We start from the raw sequence: 20,264 nt of genomic DNA on the forward strand, positions 1-20,264 counted from the left end.
TTAGCCAAGGAACTGCTCCGTGGCCTACGTCATCAACACACTCCTACCGGTCTTCCTCCTGATCGGCCTGGGCTTTCTCTTGGCCAAACGGCAATTCATCTCGGAAAGCTTTCTCAACGAATTAAACAAACTGACCTTCTGGGTCGCCCTCCCGGCGCTCATCATCAAGAGCCTCTCCACTGCTTCAAGCGTGCCCGAGGGCACTTGGGGCATCTTCATCGTCTTTGCCATCGCCACCTTGCTCGTCTCCGGCCTCGCCTACGCCTGCTTCAGGGGACTCAAGCTCGACCGCTGGCAGATGGGCACCTTTATTCAGGCCGCCTTCCGGGGCAATCTCGCCTACGCGGCCATTCCCATTATCTATTTCGCTCTCCGCGACCAGGGTGAAACGGTGGTCGCCAACGCCATGGCGCAGACCATCTTTGTCTTTGCCCCCACCATGCTGCTCTACAACACACTGGCCGTGGTCGTCCTCCAGTTCAGCCACCACAGCGACTGGCGCAGCGGTTTGCGCCAATCCACAATCCAGATACTGCGCAATCCTTTGATCCAGTCCTCGATCGTCGGGGTCCTGCTCTTTCTGCTCCCGGTTCAACTTCCGGGCGTCATCCGCAACAGCCTGGAACTGATCGGACAACTGGCCGCCCCATCCGCCCTCCTCTGTGTCGGTGGCAGTATGGCCTTCGTCTCTATGGAAGGTCGCTACCGCAGCGCCTCGGTCGCTTCGATCCTTAAAGTGTCCATCCTCCCGGTCCTCTCGCTGGTACTAGCCAAGCTGGCAGGCCTGAGCGGGCAGTCCGCCCTCATTTTGCTGATCCTCAGCGCCAGTCCCACGGCTGCCGTCTCCTATATCATGGCCAAGGAGCTCAAGGGAGATGTCGCCCTCGCCGCAGGCGGAATCACCATCAGCACCGTCCTCTGTATTCCCTCCCTCGCCCTGATCCTGGCCCTTTACTAGCAGCGCGGACTTAGACCCAATCGTTGTCCCGGGCACGCAGGGCCTTGGCCAGCTCGCGGGCGAAGAACGGCCCACGATACACCCATCCGGTGTAGATCTGGACCAGCGAGGCCCCGGCATCGAGCTTTTCACCAGCCGATTCCGGGGAATCAATCCCGCCAACCCCTACGATGGGCAATTTACCGGAAGTCGCACGGTAGATGTAATTCACTACTTCGGTGGAACGCCGGCGGATGAACTCGCCGCCACTGAGACCACCGGTCTCGCTGGAAGGGAAGCCCTCAGGACGGGCGATCGTCGTGTTGGTCGCAATCACACCGCTGTACTCGAGATCCAACAGCACCTCCAGGATCAGATCGATCTCGGGGAAGCTCAAATCCGGCGCGATCTTGAGCAAAAGCGGGTGCGGCTCATGCCCCAACTTCTTGGCATGCGCCTTGTTCTCGTCGCGCAGGGCCACCAGCAGCTCGCGCAAGTAGGCCTTGCTCTGCAGCTCACGCAAGCCCTGGGTGTTCGGGCTGCTGATATTGATCGTAAAATAGTCGGCTTGGTCCGCCAGCGTGCGGAAACAGCTCAAGTAATCCTCGACCGCCTTGTCCAGGGGCGTCGCCTTCGCCTTGCCGATGTTTACCCCGACCGGCATACCGCGCTTCCCCTTCGGATAGCTCTTTTCCAGGGAGTGAAGCATCGCCTCCGCCCCTTTGTTGTTGAAACCCATGCGGTTCACCAGCGAACCATACTGCGGGAAACGAAAAAGACGCGGGCGCGGATTGCCCGGTTGCCCCTGTGGCGTGACGGTGCCGACTTCGGCGTGGCCGAAACCCAGCGCTTCCACCGCGCGGGCGAATTCCCCGTCTTTATCCATGCCGGCAGCCAGGCCGACACGATTCGGAAAGTCCAAGCCAAAGAGTCGCACCGGCTTGTCGGAGCGTACCTGATTGTAACGGCGGTACATGGGACACAAGCCGGGAACCTTCCCCATTGTCATCAACAGGGTGCGGCCTCGATCGTGTGCTTGCTCCGGCTCCATGCGGAATAGAAGCGGGCGGATAATATTTTCGTAGATGGATGCCATGACTCGTGCGTTCTTCCAATATTTCGAGGTAAGGGCGCAAGCTAACAGCTGATTCCTCCAAAACAATGAAAAACGCGCCACGGAAATTTTTCTGACAAAGCACTTTACAAGACCGAAAGGGAGTCTTTAACCCCTAGTAAACCAAGTGAATTCGCTCACATTGTAACCAATCGATTCTTTTCCCGAAATTCCGTAAATAAGACTTCCGAACGCATGCCCAACGCTACCGCAAAACTCTCATGGTGCAAAGCCCGTCTGGGCGAAGATATGAACTGGTGGATCAAGGAGATCAGCGATCCCATCCATTGGGACATTGATGGCCTCGCCATTATCGACCCTCGTCAGTTCCAGCATATCCTCGACCTGCTTGAACCGCTCCATGACTACGGTCTCCAAACCGAAATCGTCGAAGAAGCTTTCTATCCCTTCGCGATTGAAAGCATCGAGAAGGACAAGTCCGTCTATCTCAAGCGTGTGCAGGACAGCATTCTCGACAGCGAGGAGCAACTCTTCGCCCTCCCCGACGTGATGGATGAGGAGAAGGGTCCCTATGCCGACCTGCTCGACCACGTCACCAAGCTGCGGGTAAAGATGCTCAACGACCTGATCGACTTTTCCCAGAAGCTCACCGTCGAGGAACTGGAGGAGGAAATCCGTGAGGCTCAAAATGCCGACTTCATGGAAGGCCGCGCCACTCACTTCTTTAACGAACTCACTTCCATCCTCGAATACGTACCGGAAGGCTTTGAGCTGGACGACGACGAGGAAGGCGGCCCCAAGTCCGAAGACGAAGAACTCGAGCAGGACCTGGCCGACGTCGATGCCGGCGAGGAAGAGGATATCGAAGCCGACGAAACCATGAAGTGGGACGAGGACGAAGACGAAGAAGAGGAAGATTACGAGGAAACCACCTCTCCCCCGGATGAAGACTTCAACGAGGACGAGGAAGACGACGAAGACAAATAACCGTCTATCACATCCTGACTTTCCAAGCCCCGGCTCCGCCGGGGCTTTTTCGTGCCTCGACTCCTGCTCCTAACCTCCCCCGCCCAACCGCCCATACAAGGTAGCACGGTAGCGTGCGTGTGTCCCCACACGCCATCGACCCCCAGCCGGATTGCATTGCATGATCTGGATCGCAGCCAAAAACCACGCACGACTCTTATTTCCCCGTAAATCTTTCGTTCAAAACCGCCCGCAGACTTTACAGCGATCGGTTTTACCACGACGCTGGCAGGATGGAGGACAGCCTTGCCAGTGCTTTGACCGTGCCGGATCTCTGGCAACAGAAGGCCGTCCGCCTGCTACGGGCCGGGCATGATGTGGTCGTCCACGCCCCCACCGGCGCGGGCAAGACCTTTGTCTTTGAATTGCTCATGGCCGGCGGCTTCAGCGGCAAAGCGGTCTACACCGTGCCCACCCGGGCGCTGGCCAACGACAAACTCCACGAATGGCGTAGCAAGGGCTGGAACGTCGGGATCGAAACCGGCGATGTCAGCCACAATACCGATGCTCCGGTCATCGTCGCTACCCTGGAAGCCCAAAAACGCAGGCTCATTTCGGGCCGGGGCCCGCAGCTCCTGGTCATCGACGAATACCAGATGATCGGCGACCCTTCGCGGGGCGTGAACTATGAGCTGGCCATCGCCCTCAGTCCGCCGGAGACCCAGCTCTTGTTACTCAGCGGCAGCGTCGCCAACACCGGCGACATCGTGGGTTGGCTGCGGCGTGCCGATCGCAATGCGGTCTGCGTCTCCCATGAAGAGCGCCCGGTCCCACTCGACGAAGTGCACCTCGACGCCCTGCCCGACCTCAAACGGAAGGATATTCATGGACGTTGGCCTCGCTACGTGGCTCGTGCGCTCGCCGCCGGCCTCGGCCCCATCCTGATCTTCGCGCCACGCCGCAAGGCCGCCGAGACCCTCGCCCTGAACCTCGCCGCCGCGCTCCCGGAAGAAAATCCTATTGTTCTGACTCCCGAGCAAAAAGCCGTGGCCGGCAACGAGTTGACCCGTTGCCTCAAAAACCGGGTCGCATTCCACCACAGCGGGATGCGCTACAACCAGCGGGCCGGGCTGGTCGAACCGCTGGCCAAACACAGCCAGCTGAAGGTCATCGTCGCCACCACCGGGCTGGCCGCCGGTATTAATTTTTCCATGCGCTCGGTACTCGTGATGGAACGGGAATACAGGGTAGCCGATGCCCACCGCCTCCTCCGCCCCGACGAGTTGCTCCAGATGTTCGGCCGCGCCGGCCGGCGCGGACTCGATGAGCGCGGAACTGTACTCTATCTTGAGGGACTGCCACGCCTACAGGATGCACGCCCCCTCCAACTCAAGCGCGGCAGTACCGTCGACTGGCCCTCACTCATCACCGTGCTGGATGCCGCCGCACAAGCCGGAGAGCCCCCGCTCAAGGCCACCCGCCGGGTCGTCGGCCGCCTCTTTGCCCGGGAACGGATCCGGCTCGGGCTTGAGGACTTTCTCCTCCAAAGGAAAGCTCAGCCGCCCCAAACAGGTGCCCCGCACAGCACGGAGCAGCCGCTCTCCGGTGGCACCGTGGTCGAATTCGCCAATTCGGCCGGAGTCTGGGAGCGCAAACGGGCACCCGTTCTCTTTAAGCTTAAGGATACCCTCTACCGAAGCGGGGAAAATTGGCTGCCGGGCCTCAGTCACCCGGGACTTCTCAGCAGCATCCGCATCGGAACCCTCTGGAAGTCCGGCAAGGGACGCGAGCGGCGCTACGGACTGGATGCCCCCATCGCAACCTTCCCTGACGATACCAAGGACGACCGGTTGACGCTTTCCAAATGGTTGCTCAAGGCCCTCCGCGAGCAGGAACGCCATGAGGGCAGGAAGCCCAATATCCCCAAGCGGTGGACCCTAGAGGCCATCGAGAAGCGGATCGTGCCAAAACTCCCCCTGCTAAGCCGCGGAGGTCGCTGCATGCAGCTGAACCCGCATAAGGGGCAACTCATCGCGCGGCTCGACTACGCCGAGGCCGAGATCTACGCCTACCGCGATCTTGAAGGCAAAGGCCTCCTCAACCCGAAACTGCGAAAACGTCAGATCGCCGGCAGCTTCGACAGTCCCTCCGAACCGGCGCGCGCCGCGGCAGGCACCTGTCACAGTGCAGCGGAATACTGGTACGCCCTGGGACTGATTGACGAACGGGCAAGCCCCACCCGCCGCGGCATCCTGTTCTCCTTTTTCAATCACGGTGAAGGCCTTGCCGTCGCCGCCGCACTGGAAGAACCCAGCTACGCAGTCGAGGAATTGATCTATGACCTCGCAAACTTGCGGGCCGGCCACCGGTTTGCAGCCCTCGCTCTGGCGGGCCGGCCCCTCGCAGCCGTCTGCCAGGAACGCTATGGCCTCCGGACCATTCCCGGCTATCTCCGCCGCGGGCTCCCCGAAGACTACGGCGACGGCGCCAGCGAAATCCTCTACAATGTCGAAAACAGGAGCAGCCGCGCCGAGACCTACCTCGACGAGGAACTCAGCCTCGGCGATATCGAACGCGCCCGCGTCGAGTGGCTCAGTCTCCTCGCCCATATCGCCACCGCCCCTGACTACGACTGGGGCCGCTGGCGCGAACTCCAGCAAGCCTGCCGCCAGAAAATCGCCCTCCGCAAACCCGGCCTCCCCTTCGACGAGCTCCCCCCTCTCACCCACCAGCAAAGGTCCCCAAACACGTCCTCCTAATCCTACTCCCCACCAGTACCCACGAAAAGGAAGTCAGACAAAGCCACCCGCATCCCGTATCCCGTATCCCGTATCTCGTATCCCGTATCCCGTATCCCGCATCTCATAGGTACCAGGTCTCAGCCTTCATCCTTCTCAAACACCATGCTCTCCCACAAGAAACTCGCCGAATGGTATCAACAGCTGGCCCAGCTATTGGAAGCTGGCATGACCTTGGCCGAGTCGATCCGGCAAGCGGGCGGCCCTCCCCTGAGAGATCGCATTCGTCTGGCCGAATCCATCGAGGCGGGCACCAGTCTGGAGCAGGCCTTTGCAGCTCGACACAACTGGCTACCGCGAGCCGACCGGGTCTTTCTCCTCACCGCACACGAGACCGGACGGCTACCCCAGACCTGCGCCCGCTTGGGCGAACGCCACCGTGGCATCAGCGGCAACCTGCTGAAACTGGTCGTCGGGCTGCTTTATCCGCTCGGCGTCTTTCATATCGCCGCACTCATCCTGCCACTCGTGCCGATGATCGACTACGAAAACGGCTTTCACTGGAACTGGATGCAGCATCTGCTCGGCACCGCCGCACTCATCATCCCTCTGTGGACCTTCATCGCCCTCATGGCTCTCATGGCAAAAATAGAGAGCCCCGTTCTTCCCCGCATCCTGCGCTGCCTGCCCCTGCTCCGACGTTATAGCAAGGCCCAGGCGATGGCCGACCTCAGCAGTTCCCTCGGCACCTTGATCGAAGTAGGCATCAGTGCGCCGCAAGCATGGCGTACCTCCGCCACACTCGTCAATGACCCCGCGATCCGCAAAGCCATCCGCCGGCTCGAACCTGTCTTCGCCAGCGGCGACGATCCCGCCCATACCCTCGACCAATACCCCTGCTTCCCCACCCTCTTTGTCACGCTCTATCGCACCGGTGCACGCTCCGGCTCACTCGACCACAGTCTCCACCAGGCCGGACAAAACTTTCAGGACGAAGCGAACCGCGCCATGACCTTCGCCGCCTTCCTCTACCCCAGCGCCGTCATGGCACTCGTCGCCGCCATCATCATCTACAGCATCTTTAAAATCTACGGCGGTTACCTCCACACCTTCGACCAGTTCATGTAGCAAGCAGTCAACCCGTTTTAACCGGTCAACCGAACGTACACGCGGACCCGCACCGGCGATACGGATCCCACGGCTGGAACAGAGCGACGAAAAAGGGTTTTCCAGAAACCCAACAAAAGCTACCTTGCCCGACGCAACAAGCTAACCAATCTTAGCCATTGCCACCCATTCTATAACTCACTTTAATCCCGCAAACACTTCATGAGACATCTTATCCCCGCAGTCCTACTGTTCGCCTTCGCGGCAAGTGGTTGTAAAAAAGATAAAGAGTTGGTTAACGCCGATGAACTTGCCCTCGCCTTGAATCTGTTTCCGGCGATCATCGAGATTCCGGAAACATTCCATCATTCCAGAGAACTCTTTTTCTTCCACAAGGAAACCTCCGAGGGCCATGATGATTGGTTCAGTGCGTTTAAAACTCCGAGGCCTGGTGGAACCGTAAAGTTTCTCTCCGACTACAAAAATCAGGAAATTAACATTCTGATCGATGACGACAAAGAAAAGATCACCCATAAGGCTCTTTTGAATACCAACGGTTTCGAAAGGAGCGGAGGTTGGCCTAGTGGTGAAATCGATTATTCACTTTTCGTCGTGCTCTTCAGTGACACGGATTTGGGAATCAAAGTTGCCGATCCTCATTTTGGGTATTTTCTCGACCCTAAGGCTCAGGAAGAAGCAGACCAGGCGAAATGGGTTCGGTTTACGCTCGTAGCTGCACCTGATGTCCCGGAAGACGCGCCTCCCTACGTCCATTCTGCAATTAAAAAAAACAGAGAGCTGCTGGCGAAACAAAAGAACGAGGAGTCGCACTGACACAGTGCACTGACTTCAAGCATAAATGAAAACGACGCCTCTCCTGATCATCTTATTTTACTTCACGACCTGCGGCTTGTTTGCAGGCCCCAGCGAAGATGAATTCGAACAACGTTTTCGCGATGTCATCGAGGCAGAAGAGATGACACCACAAGCCCTTCAGAAGATATGGAGCTTCGAAGAAACAACCACCCATTATGTCATCTATGACCGGATTCGGGAAAGCATCAAAGATGCGATGTTAAGAGGCATCGAAAAGATCGAGATCATCGACTTCAGCATTCCCGAAGGCACTCCGAAGAATCAATTGGACGGAGTCAGCTACGATTACAGGCCGACACCAAGCAAGTTGCTCTCGGTAACCTATGTAAAACGAATGGAGGGAACGCCGTTCAAATGGTCGTGGCCGCTAGGCGAAATCGACGGCAAGCTTTACTTGGTGGAACTCTCCCCACGAGCTTCCCCGACTCAGCCATAATCGGCACAACGTTCCCTCGCTCTGGCACGATGAAAGAAAAGCTAAAGAATTGGATCATTCTCATCCAGACCCTGACACTCTTAGGCTATATCATTTATGTTCCAAGCATACAGCACCGGAACAAGATCGATGCAGAGACAACTGAAGGCCCGGAAAAGCCACAGACTATGAATCTCAGCTTGAGCCCGATCGACCCGACTTGGCCTGCCCAATACAGGCACATCCAGCGGTCGAGATATGAAAACACCCGCAACTATGCAGTTGATCGATTTATTGAACTTAAAGAAATAGCGATCCCGGATGGCAATTACCTGCTGATTGCGAATCAACCATGGGGCATCGTCACCTCACTGGTTTTGATCAATCTAGACGAGAAAACGGCTCTCGGAATCAACACAGAGACCTCGACAGAAACGATTAGTAGAGTGGATGCGGAATTTCTCATCGAGCTCTTATCCTCCGATCTGATGCAAACTTTTCCAGCCAGCAGCGGTAAAGCCGGATTCGATGGCAGATCCATCGTGGTTTACTTCAAGTGCGGCACAAACGAACGAGCCATTTCACACTGGAGTCCTGAATCCATTGGCATTCGATTATTCGAAACGATCCTGAATCGATACACCGGCAAAGTTAAGGTTCTGTAACTCAGGAGTTGGACAGCCGCTCAAAACTTTCAACAATCCAATCAATGAACCGGAGAATCACGCTAGTCATACTCTTTGCAATCACATGTAGTCAACTCGTAGCGGGAACAGCCGGCGACGAGTTCAAACAACGATTTGAATCTTTCATTCAAAACAGAAGCGTCTCCACAGAAGCCTTGAACTCGATCTGGCTTTACGAGGACATGCCCACCAAAGAGCTACTCAGCACCAAGGGCAGCTTGGAGAGCACTATATCCCGAGGAGACTCACTAGCATCGAAATTGTCGATATTTACCCGATGATGTTAGATCGACTCAGCAAGCCAGTGGAAATCGAAGGAACCACTTACGTCATCAATTTAGAGCCAAAAAAAATGGCGGAGATCAAATTCGAGGAAAAGATCGAAGGAGGCTCAGCAGGATGGCAAACTTTACATGATCGGCCTCCGCAAGCTGGACCCAACCAATTGAGGCAGTAGCATCTCAAATCACCATGAGCGACGATACAGACTACCGTCATGAATTCCTCAGCCGGGCCTCTGAGCTTGGATGGGAAATTATTTTCGAAGACAACGAAGGCTTACAATTGAAGCGTAAGAAAACCTATGTCGCTGAGTTTGCCTACATCGGATTGATCTTCAACCTCGTCGCGCTCTGCGCTTATTTGACGACTGGTTCACTCGGCCGCTTCACGGCGGGTTTACTAGGGCTCGGCGTGCTGCTCTGGTGCTTTGGCTTTATGGACTACCTCCGCAAGTCCGATGCGATCATCTATGTCAAGCGAAGCGAACTGATGGGCATCGAACATGCCCCGAAGCTCAAGTCCCTACTCGAAAGCTGATCAGGAAGCAGGCAAAGGCACCACGTTTCCACAAGAGCCCGCCTGTGCCAATTCATCGAGGTTCGCCAGCGTAGTCGCTGCGATTTGACTCAGCGCATTGTCGGTAAAGAAAGCCTGGTGTCCGGTAATGAGCACATTGACAAAGTGATCAGCATCGACCGCGATTTCTACATATACCGGAAAAACAACAAGCAGGCCCTGGACAACCTCTATGCCGGATAAAGGGACCAAAGCTTGAATTCCTTCTGCTCCTTTCAGGCTGATTTGGCTGATAAGTAAAACTGAACACCCGCTTTTCGTCTGATTAGAGGTTGGACGCCGTCGATTCCCTGCGCTTCATGTTTGCGCTTCAGCGGTAAAGCGCTCAAAAAGCCACGCTCCGCAATTTTCGTTCAACCTAAACCAGAAAACATCATGGCTGAAACCAAACCCGTTCAAAAAGTTGCCATCCTCACGGCAGGCGGCCTCGCCCCTTGCCTCTCGTCCGCTATCGGCGGACTGATCGAGCGCTACACAGAGCTCCATCCGGACATCGAGATCATCTGCTACCGCGGCGGCTACAAGGGCCTGCTGCAGGGTGACAGCATCAAGGTCACAGCCGAGATCCGCGCCAATGCGGCCACGCTGCACAAGCACGGGGGCTCTCCCATCGGCAATAGCCGGGTCAAGCTGACCAATGTGAAGGACTGCGTGAAGCGCGGTCTGGTCAAAGAAGGTGAAAACCCGCTAACCGTTGCAGCAAACCAGCTGACTAAGGACGGTGTCGACGTGCTCCACACGATCGGCGGGGACGACACCAACACCACAGCAGCCGATCTCGCGGCCTATCTGGCCGAGAATGACTACGCGCTGACCGTGGTCGGCCTGCCCAAGACGATCGACAACGACGTCTTCCCCATCGCCCAAAGCCTGGGCGCTTGGACCGCAGCCGAAGAAGGTGCCAAGTATTTCGAAAACGTGGTCGCCGAGCACAATGCCAACCCGCGCATGCTCATTATCCACGAAGTCATGGGGCGTAACTGCGGCTGGCTGACCGCCGCCACCGCCAAGGCCTACCGCGACCGCCTCGACGCCCTCGATTGGGCCGACGGAGTGGGTCTGACCGCCATGCGCAAGGATGTGCACGCCATCTTCATTCCGGAAATGGATGTCGACATCAAGGCCGAGGCCGCACGCCTCAAGGCCGTCATGGACGAGCATGACAACGTCAATATCTTCATCTCCGAGGGTGCCGGCGTCGAAACCATCATCAAGGAAATGGAAGCCGCCGGCGAAGAAGTGCCGCGCGATGCTTTCGGCCACGTCAAGCTCGACGCGGTCAACCCCGGCAAGTGGTTCGGCGAGCAATTCGCCGCCATGCTCGACGCCGAGAAGGTGCTCGTGCAAAAGAGCGGTTACTTCGCCCGTGCCGCCGCCGCCAACGCCGACGACCTGCGCCTGATCAAGAGCTGCACCGACCTCGCCGTCGACTGCGCCATCGCCCGCGACAGCGGCGTGATCGGCCACGACGAGGACAATCGCGGCATCCTGCGCGCGATCGAATTCCCGCGCATCGCCGGGGGCAAGCCCTTCAATATCGACACGCCCTGGTTCGAGGAACTGCTCGAGGCCATCGGCCAGCCCAAGGGTGCCAATATCGCCAAGGCCGGCCACTAAGCCGGACGAGACGACTCCTTACTTTCAGCCGGAACCTCTCGCGGGTTCCGGCTTTTTTCTGAAATCTGAATAGTTTCAGCCATTTCGGGTCGATACAGCTTCCCATTTCCGAAGCGGCCACTTAGTAGTGCCACTTTGAACATGCACTCACAGTCTGCACTTCAGCGTATTTTCGGCCCTGCCTCACAGGCCTTCAAGACCTATTGGGCGGCCATCCTTGCTTTCCAGCTGATGGCTTTGGCGGTCGTCCTGTGCTATTACTGGGTGGACGGCAGCGCTGAGATCTTTGCTAGAATCGCAGAGTTCAAGCAGGGCGCCGGTCTCGTTTTCGCCGCAATCAGCACGCTGTTCAGCGGTGGCGTCATTCCTGAAATCTTCAAATTCTTCATCCGGCCGAAAGATCAACCAACCCCGTCAGTGGGAGAACTCGGGCACCAACTGCTTATGTGGGCTTGGCTCGGCGTACTGGTCGACCTGTTCTACCGCCTGCAGACCCATCTCTTCGGGGAACAGGTGAACTGGCAATCCCTGCTGATCAAAACAAGCTTTGATCAGCTCGTCTTCACCCCTCTGGTCACGATCCCGCTCATCGTCTCCTGGTTCATGCTCCGCGAGGTTCACTACAATCCGGCAGCCTTTATCAAGCAGCTGCATCCAGGCAATGTAGGGCGCCGCCTGCTGCCGGTCTGGGCCACTTCACTCATTTTTTGGCCCGTCACCCTGATGATCGTGTACGCCCTGCCCCCGGTTCTACAGTTTCCGCTCTACCTTTTCGCGAATGCCGCCTTCAGCATCTTGATGATCTTCATCCTGCGACGCCCGGAACTCACGGAAGACTCAGCCGGGCAGCAGGCAGCGGAGGCAGGACCGGACGCATTCCAAGCCCCCTCAGAAGAGCTCAGGTAAGCGGAATCCCACGCGCGCAGATACGGATTCGGGGATTGACCTGCGCGCACGATCTCATACACTCAAATTGTTCGCGAAAGCGGGCATCTGCAGTCGTATCACGTCAACCCCACTACCCCATGTTCAATAAGAAGCACACCGATGTAGTCGTCCTCGGAGCTGGTCCGGTTGGACTCACCGCAGCCCATGTCCTGGCTGACCGCGGAATTGATTTTACCCTGCTCGATCGCGAGCGTCACACCAATACCCACAGCTATGCCCTGGCCCTGCATCCGGAAACCCTGGAGCTCATGGACCAACTGGGCATTATCGAGCCGATCCTGGATGAAGCGCTCAAGCTGAAGCGGGCCGCCATCTTTGATGACCACAACCGTCAACAAGGCGTGATCGACTACGGGGAACTCCCCTTGAAGTACCCCTACCTCGCCGTCATCGGACAAAACGAACTGGAAGCCATCCTTGTCGACACCCTGGCCGACAAGGGCCATAACCCGATGTGGAACCACCGCGTCCGGAACATCGAACAGACCCGCGAGGAAGTGCAGCTTTCCGTGGACCGCCTGATCGAGGGTATGACCGGCTACGCCGTGGCCCACATGGAGATGCAGGTCGACAAGGTCTTGGATTACCACGCCAACTACCTGATCGCTGCGGATGGCTTCGACTCCCCCACCCGGCATTCGGCGGGGATCGACTTCAAGGAAATCGCCCCGGCCTTGGACTATGCGGTCTTCGAATTCCAGACCAACATCAAGCTTCCGATGGAAATGCGGATGATCGTCGAGGAGGATAAAACACACATCTTCTGGCCCCTGCCCGACGGCCGTTGCCGCTTCAGTTTCCAGATGGAACCGGGCTTCGCCCAAAACAGCTCCTTCAACAAGGATCACTCCCTTATCGATGAACGCGCACAGTCCGCGCCCGAACTTAGCAACGCACACCTCGACGAACTGCTCCACCGCCATGCACCCTGGTTTATCGGGTCCTCCAGCGATGTGAAATGGCGCGCCATGGTACACTTTGAGAGCCGCCTCGCGGAACGCTTCGGCCAGGGTCGACTCTGGCTCGCTGGCGATGCCGCACATATGGCCCGTCCCGCCGGCGTACTCAGCATGAACGTGGGCATGCATGAAGGCGCCGACCTCGCCGAACGGATCGGCTTGGACCGCGAGGACGAAGCAAGACAATTCCGTCTCCAAGCCTACAACGTGGACCGGCAAGACGACTGGAGACGGCTGCTCGGTATGGGACACCATAGCACCGGAAGCGAAGCTGCAACCGCATGGTTGAAATGCCATCGGGAAAGCCTGATTGGCAATATACCGGCTTCCGGAGAATCCCTGCCTGAGGTGCTGAAACAATTGCACCTCACGGATGCAGCCTAGTCCGACTGCAGGCTGCCGGGAGCAGAACGGACGCCCTGGTCGCGGAGGCCAGGGCGTCTCTGTTTAAATACGGGCGCACTCGTGCCAAATGCAGCGCATCGCAGGATTGCGCTTTGCCGCTCCATATCTAGAAACGCACCAGAATGACTAACCAAAGTGACGAGAAGACTGCCCTTGAGTGGCTCGCAGCCCGCCATCCCGACAGCCCCAAAAAGCGCTTAAAGGAATGGTTCGCCCATGGACGCGTACAGCTCGACGGAGAGGTGATCCGTAAACCTCACCTTCGAATGGAAGATCCAGGAGAGCGACTGGGACTCGGCGATTCGAAGCCCACGGTCTTTTTCAAGAGCATGCCGACCCGTATCCACGCCCAGGTCAACCTGCTTTACATCGATAATTCACTTGCGATCGTCAACAAGGGTCCCGGCCTGCTTTCGGTCCCGCTGCCCGACAGCAATCAGAACTCGGCCCTTCAGGTCCTCGACACTTACCTGCAGGGCAAAGGAGCCGCGGAACTGGACCGCAACCGGGTGAACCGCAGGGCTCTCAAACCGCTGCCGGTCCACCGCCTCGACCAGTACACCAGCGGCCTGCTTTGTTTTGCGATGAACCCGAAGGCACGGGAACATCTGGTCAAGCAAGTGCGCGACCATAGCTTCTTGCGTGAATACATGGCGCTGGGCGACGGTAAACTGGACAAGCTCAAAGGCCAGTGGCGCAGCTGGTTTGTGCTCGATGAGGCAGGCATGGAACAGCATACCTACGACCACCAAGTGGACGGTGCCACCGAAGCAATCAGCAGCTACCAAGTCGTCGAGGAAATCACATGGCCGACAGGTAAACACGGCGACACCCACACGGTGAGCAAACTGCGGCTGCGCTTGAAGACAGGCTTGAAGCACCAACTCCGCATCCATGCGGCGGAGGCCGGTGTCCCCCTGCTGGGCGACCGCCTCTATCACCCGGATTATAAGAGCGCGACCAACGAGAAAAAGGGCCTCCCCTACGACTGCAAACGGCAGGCGCTGCATGCGTCCTCCTTGGGCTTCGTGCACCCGGAAACAGGCAAGTTGCGCCGCTTCAACTCGAAGTTTCCCCGCGACTTGATCGCCGTAGAGGACATTCTCCGCGCCAAGGTCCAGCGCTCCGCCAAAAGGAAACGCTAGAACCGCTTCGATTCGATTCAGGCAAGATCGTGCAGTCGGACGGCTGAAGAACTAGGCTTTCTGCAAGGGTAGCCATTTGAGAACATCCTGGATCATGACATCCCAGTAGCCCCACTCGTGGCTGCCCTCGTTCTCTATGTACTCAAGGGGAATACCCAGCTCTGCACACTTGCGGTTGAAAGTACGGTTGTGCTCGATAAGGAAATCCTCCCGCCCGCAGCAGGCAAACAGCTTCGGAAGGTCGGTCCCTGTGGCCTTGTGGTTTTCCAGTTTGGACAGCAAGTCAGCGGGATGCCCCTTCAGGTCCGGATACTCCTCCCCGAAGACCGTGCGCATCCAGTTCTGCCGCCCTGGATCATCCTCCTTTGCGATGTCCGCAATATCAAGTACCCCGGAAAGACTCACCACCGCGGCAAAGCGTTCGGGATGGCTCAAGCCGACGTGCATGGCACCATAGCCGCCCATCGATAGCCCCGCAATGAAGTTGTCCTCGCGCTTGTCCGACAGCGGGAAAAAGGACCGAGCGATAGCCGGAAGTTCTTCACTGATGAAAGTGCCGTACTGGGGCCCGCTGGCCATGTTCTGGTAGAAGCTGACATTCGCGGCAGGCATCACTACCGCGATCCCCAGACCGGACACATAACGTTCGATCGAAGTGCGGCGCATCCAAATCGTATGGTCGTCCGACGCACCGTGTAGCAACCAGAGCACGGGGTGAGGCCCAATACCCGCGGCTCCCTTCATCCCGATCTGCTGGCGCGTCGCCTGAGGCAGAATTACGTTCATGCTGCAGCTCAAGCCGAGCGCTTCGGAAAAGAAATCACATTGAATGAATGCCATGCCGCGAATCTGGGCACTCCTGCAACGGGACACCAGAACGAATTACGGCAAACTCACGTTCCATTAATTTAAAAAGACGCCCTAATCGCGGTCACCTACATACAGGATATAGGCGGCACGCTTTGCACGCTCGTGCACTTTCGCCGGAACCACTCCCACGCGATAACCCGCACGCTTCAGGCTTTCCTTGAAATGCGGATCCTCCCCCGCCGACCACACCACGACTCGCCCGCCGGGTTTCAGGGCGGAACGCACCTGACGCATGCCTTTCTGGGAATAGAGCGAATTGTTGCTGACCTTGACCATGCCGGTGGGGCCGTTGTCCACATCCAGTAGGATCGCGTCATAGGTATTCGGATGTGACTTGCGCAGAAGCGGAACCGCATCCGCCACCCGTACGCTCACCCGAGGATCGTCCAGCAGGCCCCCATTTAAATCCTGCAAGCGCTCCCGGTTCCAGGTCACCACCTGTTCCAGCAACTCGACCACCTCGACCTTCGCGTCAGGGCCCACACCCGCCAAAACCGATTTCAAGGTGAACCCAAGCCCCAGTCCGCCGATCAGGATGCGTGGTGCTTTGGCCTCCCCCAGATGTTCCACCCCCAGTTCGCCGAGTCGCAGTTCTGAGGCCGCGGCTTTCGAATGCATCAACTCCTGCCCGCGTAGGCTGATCGAATAGGCACCGTCGTGTTCGTACAGGGCCATGCTGACCCCGTCGGGCGTTTTCGATTCGTCGAGCTTGATGCGTGGTTTCATCCGTGGAGTCCGTAGTGAAGCGATGCATCTGGCAATGCCAAAGCACACAACCCCGTATTCCGGCACACACCGTAGGCGACCTTCTTCAGCCGGTCGCTCGCATGTCCAAGCGAAGCCGCCACTTCGGGACGCGTCACCCGGGCCAAACAATGTGGATACCGTCTCCAACCCCTGAATCATCAGCCTGTGAATAAGAAACCGCCAAAATGATTTGCAGCCATATCGAAGCGCGTTGATCGTTTCCGGCTCATGACTGACACGACATATGACTTTGACAGCTGCCCGGACCGCAATGGCTATGGTTCCCTGAAATGGGACAAGTACAAGGACTCCGACATTCTCCCGCTCTGGGTGGCGGACATGGACTTCACCAGTGCGCCCGAAATCATTGCGGCATTGCAGGCACGCCTCAACCACGGGGTATATGGCTACACCATTCCCTTCGATGAACCGGTCGATGCGGTCCTCGGATATCTTCAGCGGCAACATGGCTATAGCGCCAAGGCATCCTGGCTCAATTTCCTCCCGGGTATGGTACCGGCGATCAACCTGTGCTGCCATGCCTTCTGCGGACCGGACGACTCGGTCATGACCGCGACACCGGTTTACCCGCCCTTCCTTTCCGCTCCGGAATACGCTGGCAGGGAACTGATTAAGGTCCCGCTCTGCCTAAATGAAAAGGATCAGTGGACGCTCGACTTCGAAGCCATGGAAGCGTCGATCAAACCGAACACGAAACTGCTCATCCTCTGCAGCCCGCACAACCCGGTCGGTCGCGTCTATACACGGGAGGAGCTGACAGCCTTGGCCGAATTCTGCGAACGGCATGATCTGGTGCTCATCTCGGACGAGATCCACTGCGACCTTGTCTTTGATGAATCCGTCAAGCACATCATGACCGCGACGCTTAGCGAGTCGATTGCACAACGAACCGTCACCTTGATGGCCCCCAGCAAGACCTACAACTTGCCCGGACTGGCGTGCACCTTTTCCGTGATTGAAAACCCGAAATTGCGGCTCCAGTTCCAGAAAACAATCCGTGGCATCATTACCGAGGTGAATTGTTTTGGCTATGCAGCCTGCACCGCTGCATATAACCAGGGTGAGCCTTGGCGCCAGGCATTGCTCACGTATTTAAAGGACAACTACAACCTGCTCTATGCGTTCATTCGGAATGAACTGCCACAGATCACTTTCCGCCCCATGCAGGCAACCTATCTGGCTTGGTTCGACGTCAGCCGACTCGGCCTCAAGAACCCGATCAAGTTCTTCGAGGATCACGGCGTCGGCCTTTCCGATGGTACCCCCTTCGCCGGCCCCCAGCATGTACGCCTGAATTTCGGATGCCCGCGCAGCCGATTGCAGGAAGGACTGGAAAAAATAAAATCGGCCCTTCAGAATCGCTGACGGCTCGGGGTTTCCCGGCTCCAGCGCGAACCGACAGAACAATGCAGATAGAATTGCAACAAGGCGACATCACCGACGCGAAAGTCGATGCGATCGTGAACGCCGCCAATGAACACCTCGTCCTCGGGGCGGGTGTTGCCGGAGCGATCCTGCGCAAGGGAGGACCCACGATTCAGGATGAATGTGATACGCTGGCCCCGATCCGGACCGGTCAAGCCGTTGCCACACGCGCGGGGAACCTGCCCCAACAGTATGTTATCCACGCGGTGGCCCCTTGCGGTGAAATCGAATCATGGCAGCAGTTGGTGGACCAGTGCATGGCCTCCATTCTTAAGGAAGCAGAGCGGCTCCAGCTGCATTCGATTGCCATTCCTGCTATGGGCACGGGAATCTTTGGTCTCCCCGTGGATAAAGTCGCTCACTTGTTGATCGATGGACTCTATCAGCGAATGGACACTCTGCTATCGCTTCAGAAAGTCGTATTCGTACTCTTCGACGAATCCACCTTTACCTCGTTTCGTAAAGTGTTGGACGCTCATCATGGATAGCATACGACTCGATAAATGGCTCTGGGCGGTTCGTGTATACAAGTCACGTTCGGATGCCACGGAAGCATGCAGGGGCTCTGCCGTACGGGTGAACGATAGTATCGCCAAGCCCTCTGCCAAGCTACGAATTGGCGACCAGGTAGTTGCCCGGACCAAAACACTAACCCGCACACTTTCCGTATTAGGTTTGACCGAAAAACGGGTAGGCGCGGCCGTCGTGCCGGAATTTGCCGAGGACCTGACTCCGAAATCCGAATATGAGGCCGCACGGGAAAAACGATTGAATGCTCGCCTCTTTAAACATGAAGGCGGAGGACGCCCGACAAAGAAAGACCGTCGGGATATCGAAAAGTTAATCGGGCCGGACTACTAGAAAACCAAACTCATTCGGATACATTCCTCGTCATGTTCTGAAGGGATTGAGTTGCGGACTCCTGCATCGACTTGAGTTCCTCTCCGGACGCGTCAAGTGTTTCACTCGCAGCGTCGACAACCGCATCCACTTTCTCTGTGGCGGCTTCTTTGATTTCAATCACTTCTTCTTTAACATTGGCGACAGACTCCGCCGAAGCGTCCTTGACGGCTGCCATGGCTTCGGCCGTATCTTCCTTCGCTTGCTCCGTGATCTTCTCAAGTTCCGCTTTGGTGTTTTCGAGGACGGCTTGATCTACCGGTTCAGGCTCGGTGGGCATATCGGACTTTTTATCACAGGCGGCCAACACAACAAGCGATCCACCGAGGAGAAGAATTTTAACTGTGGAATATAGGTACATAATTTTTGGGGTCAGAGGGGGACTTATCTACAACAGCTAACGATAACTGAAAATAGGCTGGGTGCAACCTCCTTGTCAGCGAGCAAAGCACGACTGGACAATTCAGGGGCGAGTTCCATACAATCAGGACATGCCGCTCCTCCAATCCTCCTACCGTCCGCCGTTCGGCTTTTGGAGCGGGCACCTGCAAACGATATATCCCGCACTGTTCCGTAAAGTTCGAGCTATCACAACCCAACGAGAACGAATCGAAACACCGGATGAAGATTTCATCGATTTGGACTGGTACCGCGAAGGTAGCTCAAAACGTTTGGCGATTTTGACACACGGATTGGAAGGCAATTCCCAGCGTGCTTATGTCCAAGGTGCAGCCTCCGTCCTAAAAGATGCGGACTGGCATGTCTTGGCCTGGAACCTACCCAGCTGTAGCGGCGAACCGAATCGAAGACTCTCCTCCTACCATAGCGGCTCAACCGATCATCTCGAAACTGTACTGAAGCATGTCTTTGCATTGAACCAATATGATCGTATTGCCTTGGTCGGCTACAGCCTGGGAGGGAACATCCAGCTGAAATACCTCGGCGACCTCGGCCGGCATGTGGACGCACGCATTCAAGCGACGGTCGCGTTCTCCGTCGCGACGGATTTAGAAGGCGGAGCGCGCCAACTGGAACATTGGAGCAATCGGATCTATATGCAGCGCTTTCTAAAAACGCTGAGAGCCAAGGTTCTGCACAAAATGGACGTACTTCCGGGAGAGCTCTCGGACGAAGGCCTGCATCTCATGCGCACGTTTCGTGAATTTGACAATGCCTACACCGCTCCGATTCACGGCTTCCACAGCGCTCAAGACTATTGGCGGCAGTGCAGCTGCGGTCCCAGATTGTCAAACATCCGGGTCCCCACCCTCTTGGTCAATGCAAAGGACGATCCATTCCTCAGCCCGAGTTGCTATCCGGTCGAAGCCGCTCAACGCAATCGCTACCTCTACTTGGAAATCCCAAAGAACGGCGGACATATGGGATTCATAGCCTTCAATCAGGACCATAGTTATTGGTCCGACCGCCGGATGCTGGAATTCCTAACTGAACACCTGTCTTCGTAGCGGCTTGATCACGGCTAGGTCGCCCCAGTCCGCCCCCTGCAGGGCGAGTGCCCTGGGCGGGTATTTGCGTCGCTTTTGGGCCTGCCAGGCCCCGGTAAAGCCC

Annotated in this window: 21 protein-coding genes; 17 read left to right on the forward strand and 4 right to left on the reverse strand. The window is 57.1% G+C overall.

Annotated features, from left to right (window positions below; translation table 11 throughout):
• Positions 1-19: 19 nt before the first annotated feature.
• Entirely contained in the window at positions 20-958 is a 939-nt protein-coding gene (locus O2597_RS08200) for an AEC family transporter (protein ID WP_269523876.1), read from the forward strand.
• 10 nt (positions 959-968) lie between these two features.
• Here O2597_RS08200 and O2597_RS08205 read toward each other — a convergent pair whose 3' ends face one another.
• Positions 969-2,033 (reverse strand): quinone-dependent dihydroorotate dehydrogenase, encoded by a 1,065-nt coding sequence (locus tag O2597_RS08205; RefSeq protein ID WP_269523877.1) that lies wholly within the window; start codon positions 2,031-2,033, stop codon positions 969-971.
• A gap of 213 nt (positions 2,034-2,246) precedes the next feature.
• Between O2597_RS08205 and O2597_RS08210 the strand changes: the two genes are divergently transcribed.
• From O2597_RS08210 to O2597_RS08265, 12 genes are all read left to right on the forward strand, one after another.
• Complete coding sequence (locus tag O2597_RS08210; RefSeq protein WP_269523878.1) at positions 2,247-2,999, forward strand: hypothetical protein; 753 nt, start codon at positions 2,247-2,249, stop codon at positions 2,997-2,999.
• Positions 3,000-3,271: 272 nt separating this feature from the next.
• Positions 3,272-5,737 carry a DEAD/DEAH box helicase gene (locus tag O2597_RS08215; RefSeq protein WP_269523879.1) on the forward strand — a complete coding sequence of 822 codons (2,466 nt, stop codon included), beginning with the start codon at positions 3,272-3,274 and terminating at the stop codon, positions 5,735-5,737.
• Between the two features lie 144 nt (positions 5,738-5,881).
• On the forward strand, positions 5,882-6,844 hold the full coding sequence (locus O2597_RS08220; RefSeq protein WP_269523880.1) for a type II secretion system F family protein: 963 nt from the start codon (positions 5,882-5,884) through the stop codon (positions 6,842-6,844).
• A gap of 201 nt (positions 6,845-7,045) precedes the next feature.
• Entirely contained in the window at positions 7,046-7,657 is a 612-nt protein-coding gene (locus tag O2597_RS08225) for a hypothetical protein (RefSeq protein WP_269523881.1), read from the forward strand.
• Positions 7,658-7,682: 25 nt separating this feature from the next.
• Positions 7,683-8,135: a hypothetical protein gene (locus O2597_RS08230; protein ID WP_269523882.1), complete on the forward strand. Its 453-nt coding sequence runs from the start codon at positions 7,683-7,685 to the stop codon at positions 8,133-8,135.
• Between the two features lie 29 nt (positions 8,136-8,164).
• Entirely contained in the window at positions 8,165-8,779 is a 615-nt protein-coding gene (locus O2597_RS08235) for a hypothetical protein (protein ID WP_269523883.1), read from the forward strand.
• Positions 8,780-9,271: 492 nt separating this feature from the next.
• Positions 9,272-9,619, forward strand: a complete 348-nt coding sequence (locus O2597_RS08240) for a hypothetical protein (RefSeq protein ID WP_269523884.1) — start codon at positions 9,272-9,274, stop codon at positions 9,617-9,619.
• A gap of 84 nt (positions 9,620-9,703) precedes the next feature.
• Positions 9,704-9,841 carry a hypothetical protein gene (locus O2597_RS08245; RefSeq protein WP_269523885.1) on the forward strand — a complete coding sequence of 46 codons (138 nt, stop codon included), beginning with the start codon at positions 9,704-9,706 and terminating at the stop codon, positions 9,839-9,841.
• Positions 9,842-10,033: 192 nt separating this feature from the next.
• A complete protein-coding gene (locus O2597_RS08250; protein WP_269523886.1) occupies positions 10,034-11,275 on the forward strand; it encodes a pyrophosphate--fructose-6-phosphate 1-phosphotransferase in 1,242 nt (413 codons plus the stop codon).
• 141 nt (positions 11,276-11,416) lie between these two features.
• Complete coding sequence (locus O2597_RS08255) at positions 11,417-12,181, forward strand: hypothetical protein (protein ID WP_269523887.1); 765 nt, start codon at positions 11,417-11,419, stop codon at positions 12,179-12,181.
• Between the two features lie 119 nt (positions 12,182-12,300).
• Positions 12,301-13,566 (forward strand): FAD-dependent monooxygenase, encoded by a 1,266-nt coding sequence (locus O2597_RS08260; protein ID WP_269523888.1) that lies wholly within the window; start codon positions 12,301-12,303, stop codon positions 13,564-13,566.
• Positions 13,567-13,709: 143 nt separating this feature from the next.
• Positions 13,710-14,732: an RluA family pseudouridine synthase gene (locus O2597_RS08265; protein WP_269523889.1), complete on the forward strand. Its 1,023-nt coding sequence runs from the start codon at positions 13,710-13,712 to the stop codon at positions 14,730-14,732.
• Between the two features lie 51 nt (positions 14,733-14,783).
• Here O2597_RS08265 and O2597_RS08270 read toward each other — a convergent pair whose 3' ends face one another.
• Both O2597_RS08270 and O2597_RS08275 read right to left on the reverse strand, forming a co-directional pair.
• Positions 14,784-15,572, reverse strand: a complete 789-nt coding sequence (locus O2597_RS08270) for an alpha/beta hydrolase (RefSeq protein ID WP_269523890.1) — start codon at positions 15,570-15,572, stop codon at positions 14,784-14,786.
• 81 nt (positions 15,573-15,653) lie between these two features.
• A complete protein-coding gene (locus O2597_RS08275) occupies positions 15,654-16,328 on the reverse strand; it encodes a spermine/spermidine synthase domain-containing protein (RefSeq protein WP_269523891.1) in 675 nt (224 codons plus the stop codon).
• Positions 16,329-16,577: 249 nt separating this feature from the next.
• On the opposite strand from O2597_RS08275, the gene O2597_RS08280 reads away from it, so the two are divergent.
• From O2597_RS08280 to O2597_RS08290, 3 genes are read left to right on the forward strand one after another with little or no spacing between them, the layout of a single operon-like run.
• Entirely contained in the window at positions 16,578-17,735 is a 1,158-nt protein-coding gene (locus O2597_RS08280) for a MalY/PatB family protein (RefSeq protein ID WP_269523892.1), read from the forward strand.
• Between the two features lie 41 nt (positions 17,736-17,776).
• Positions 17,777-18,283 (forward strand): macro domain-containing protein, encoded by a 507-nt coding sequence (locus O2597_RS08285; RefSeq protein WP_269523893.1) that lies wholly within the window; start codon positions 17,777-17,779, stop codon positions 18,281-18,283.
• Positions 18,276-18,656, forward strand: a complete 381-nt coding sequence (locus O2597_RS08290) for an RNA-binding S4 domain-containing protein (protein ID WP_269523894.1) — start codon at positions 18,276-18,278, stop codon at positions 18,654-18,656. The genes O2597_RS08285 and O2597_RS08290 overlap by 8 nt, the downstream gene beginning before the upstream one ends.
• Before the next feature lie 10 nt (positions 18,657-18,666).
• Here O2597_RS08290 and O2597_RS08295 read toward each other — a convergent pair whose 3' ends face one another.
• On the reverse strand, positions 18,667-18,975 hold the full coding sequence (locus O2597_RS08295; RefSeq protein ID WP_269523895.1) for a hypothetical protein: 309 nt from the start codon (positions 18,973-18,975) through the stop codon (positions 18,667-18,669).
• A gap of 211 nt (positions 18,976-19,186) precedes the next feature.
• On the opposite strand from O2597_RS08295, the gene O2597_RS08300 reads away from it, so the two are divergent.
• Positions 19,187-20,161, forward strand: coding sequence for a YheT family hydrolase (locus O2597_RS08300; RefSeq protein WP_269523896.1), 975 nt, complete (start codon positions 19,187-19,189; stop codon positions 20,159-20,161).
• Positions 20,162-20,264: the final 103 nt, after the last annotated feature.

Source organism: Coraliomargarita parva, assembly GCF_027257905.1.
Taxonomy (GTDB): domain Bacteria; phylum Verrucomicrobiota; class Verrucomicrobiia; order Opitutales; family Coraliomargaritaceae; genus Coraliomargarita_A; species Coraliomargarita_A parva.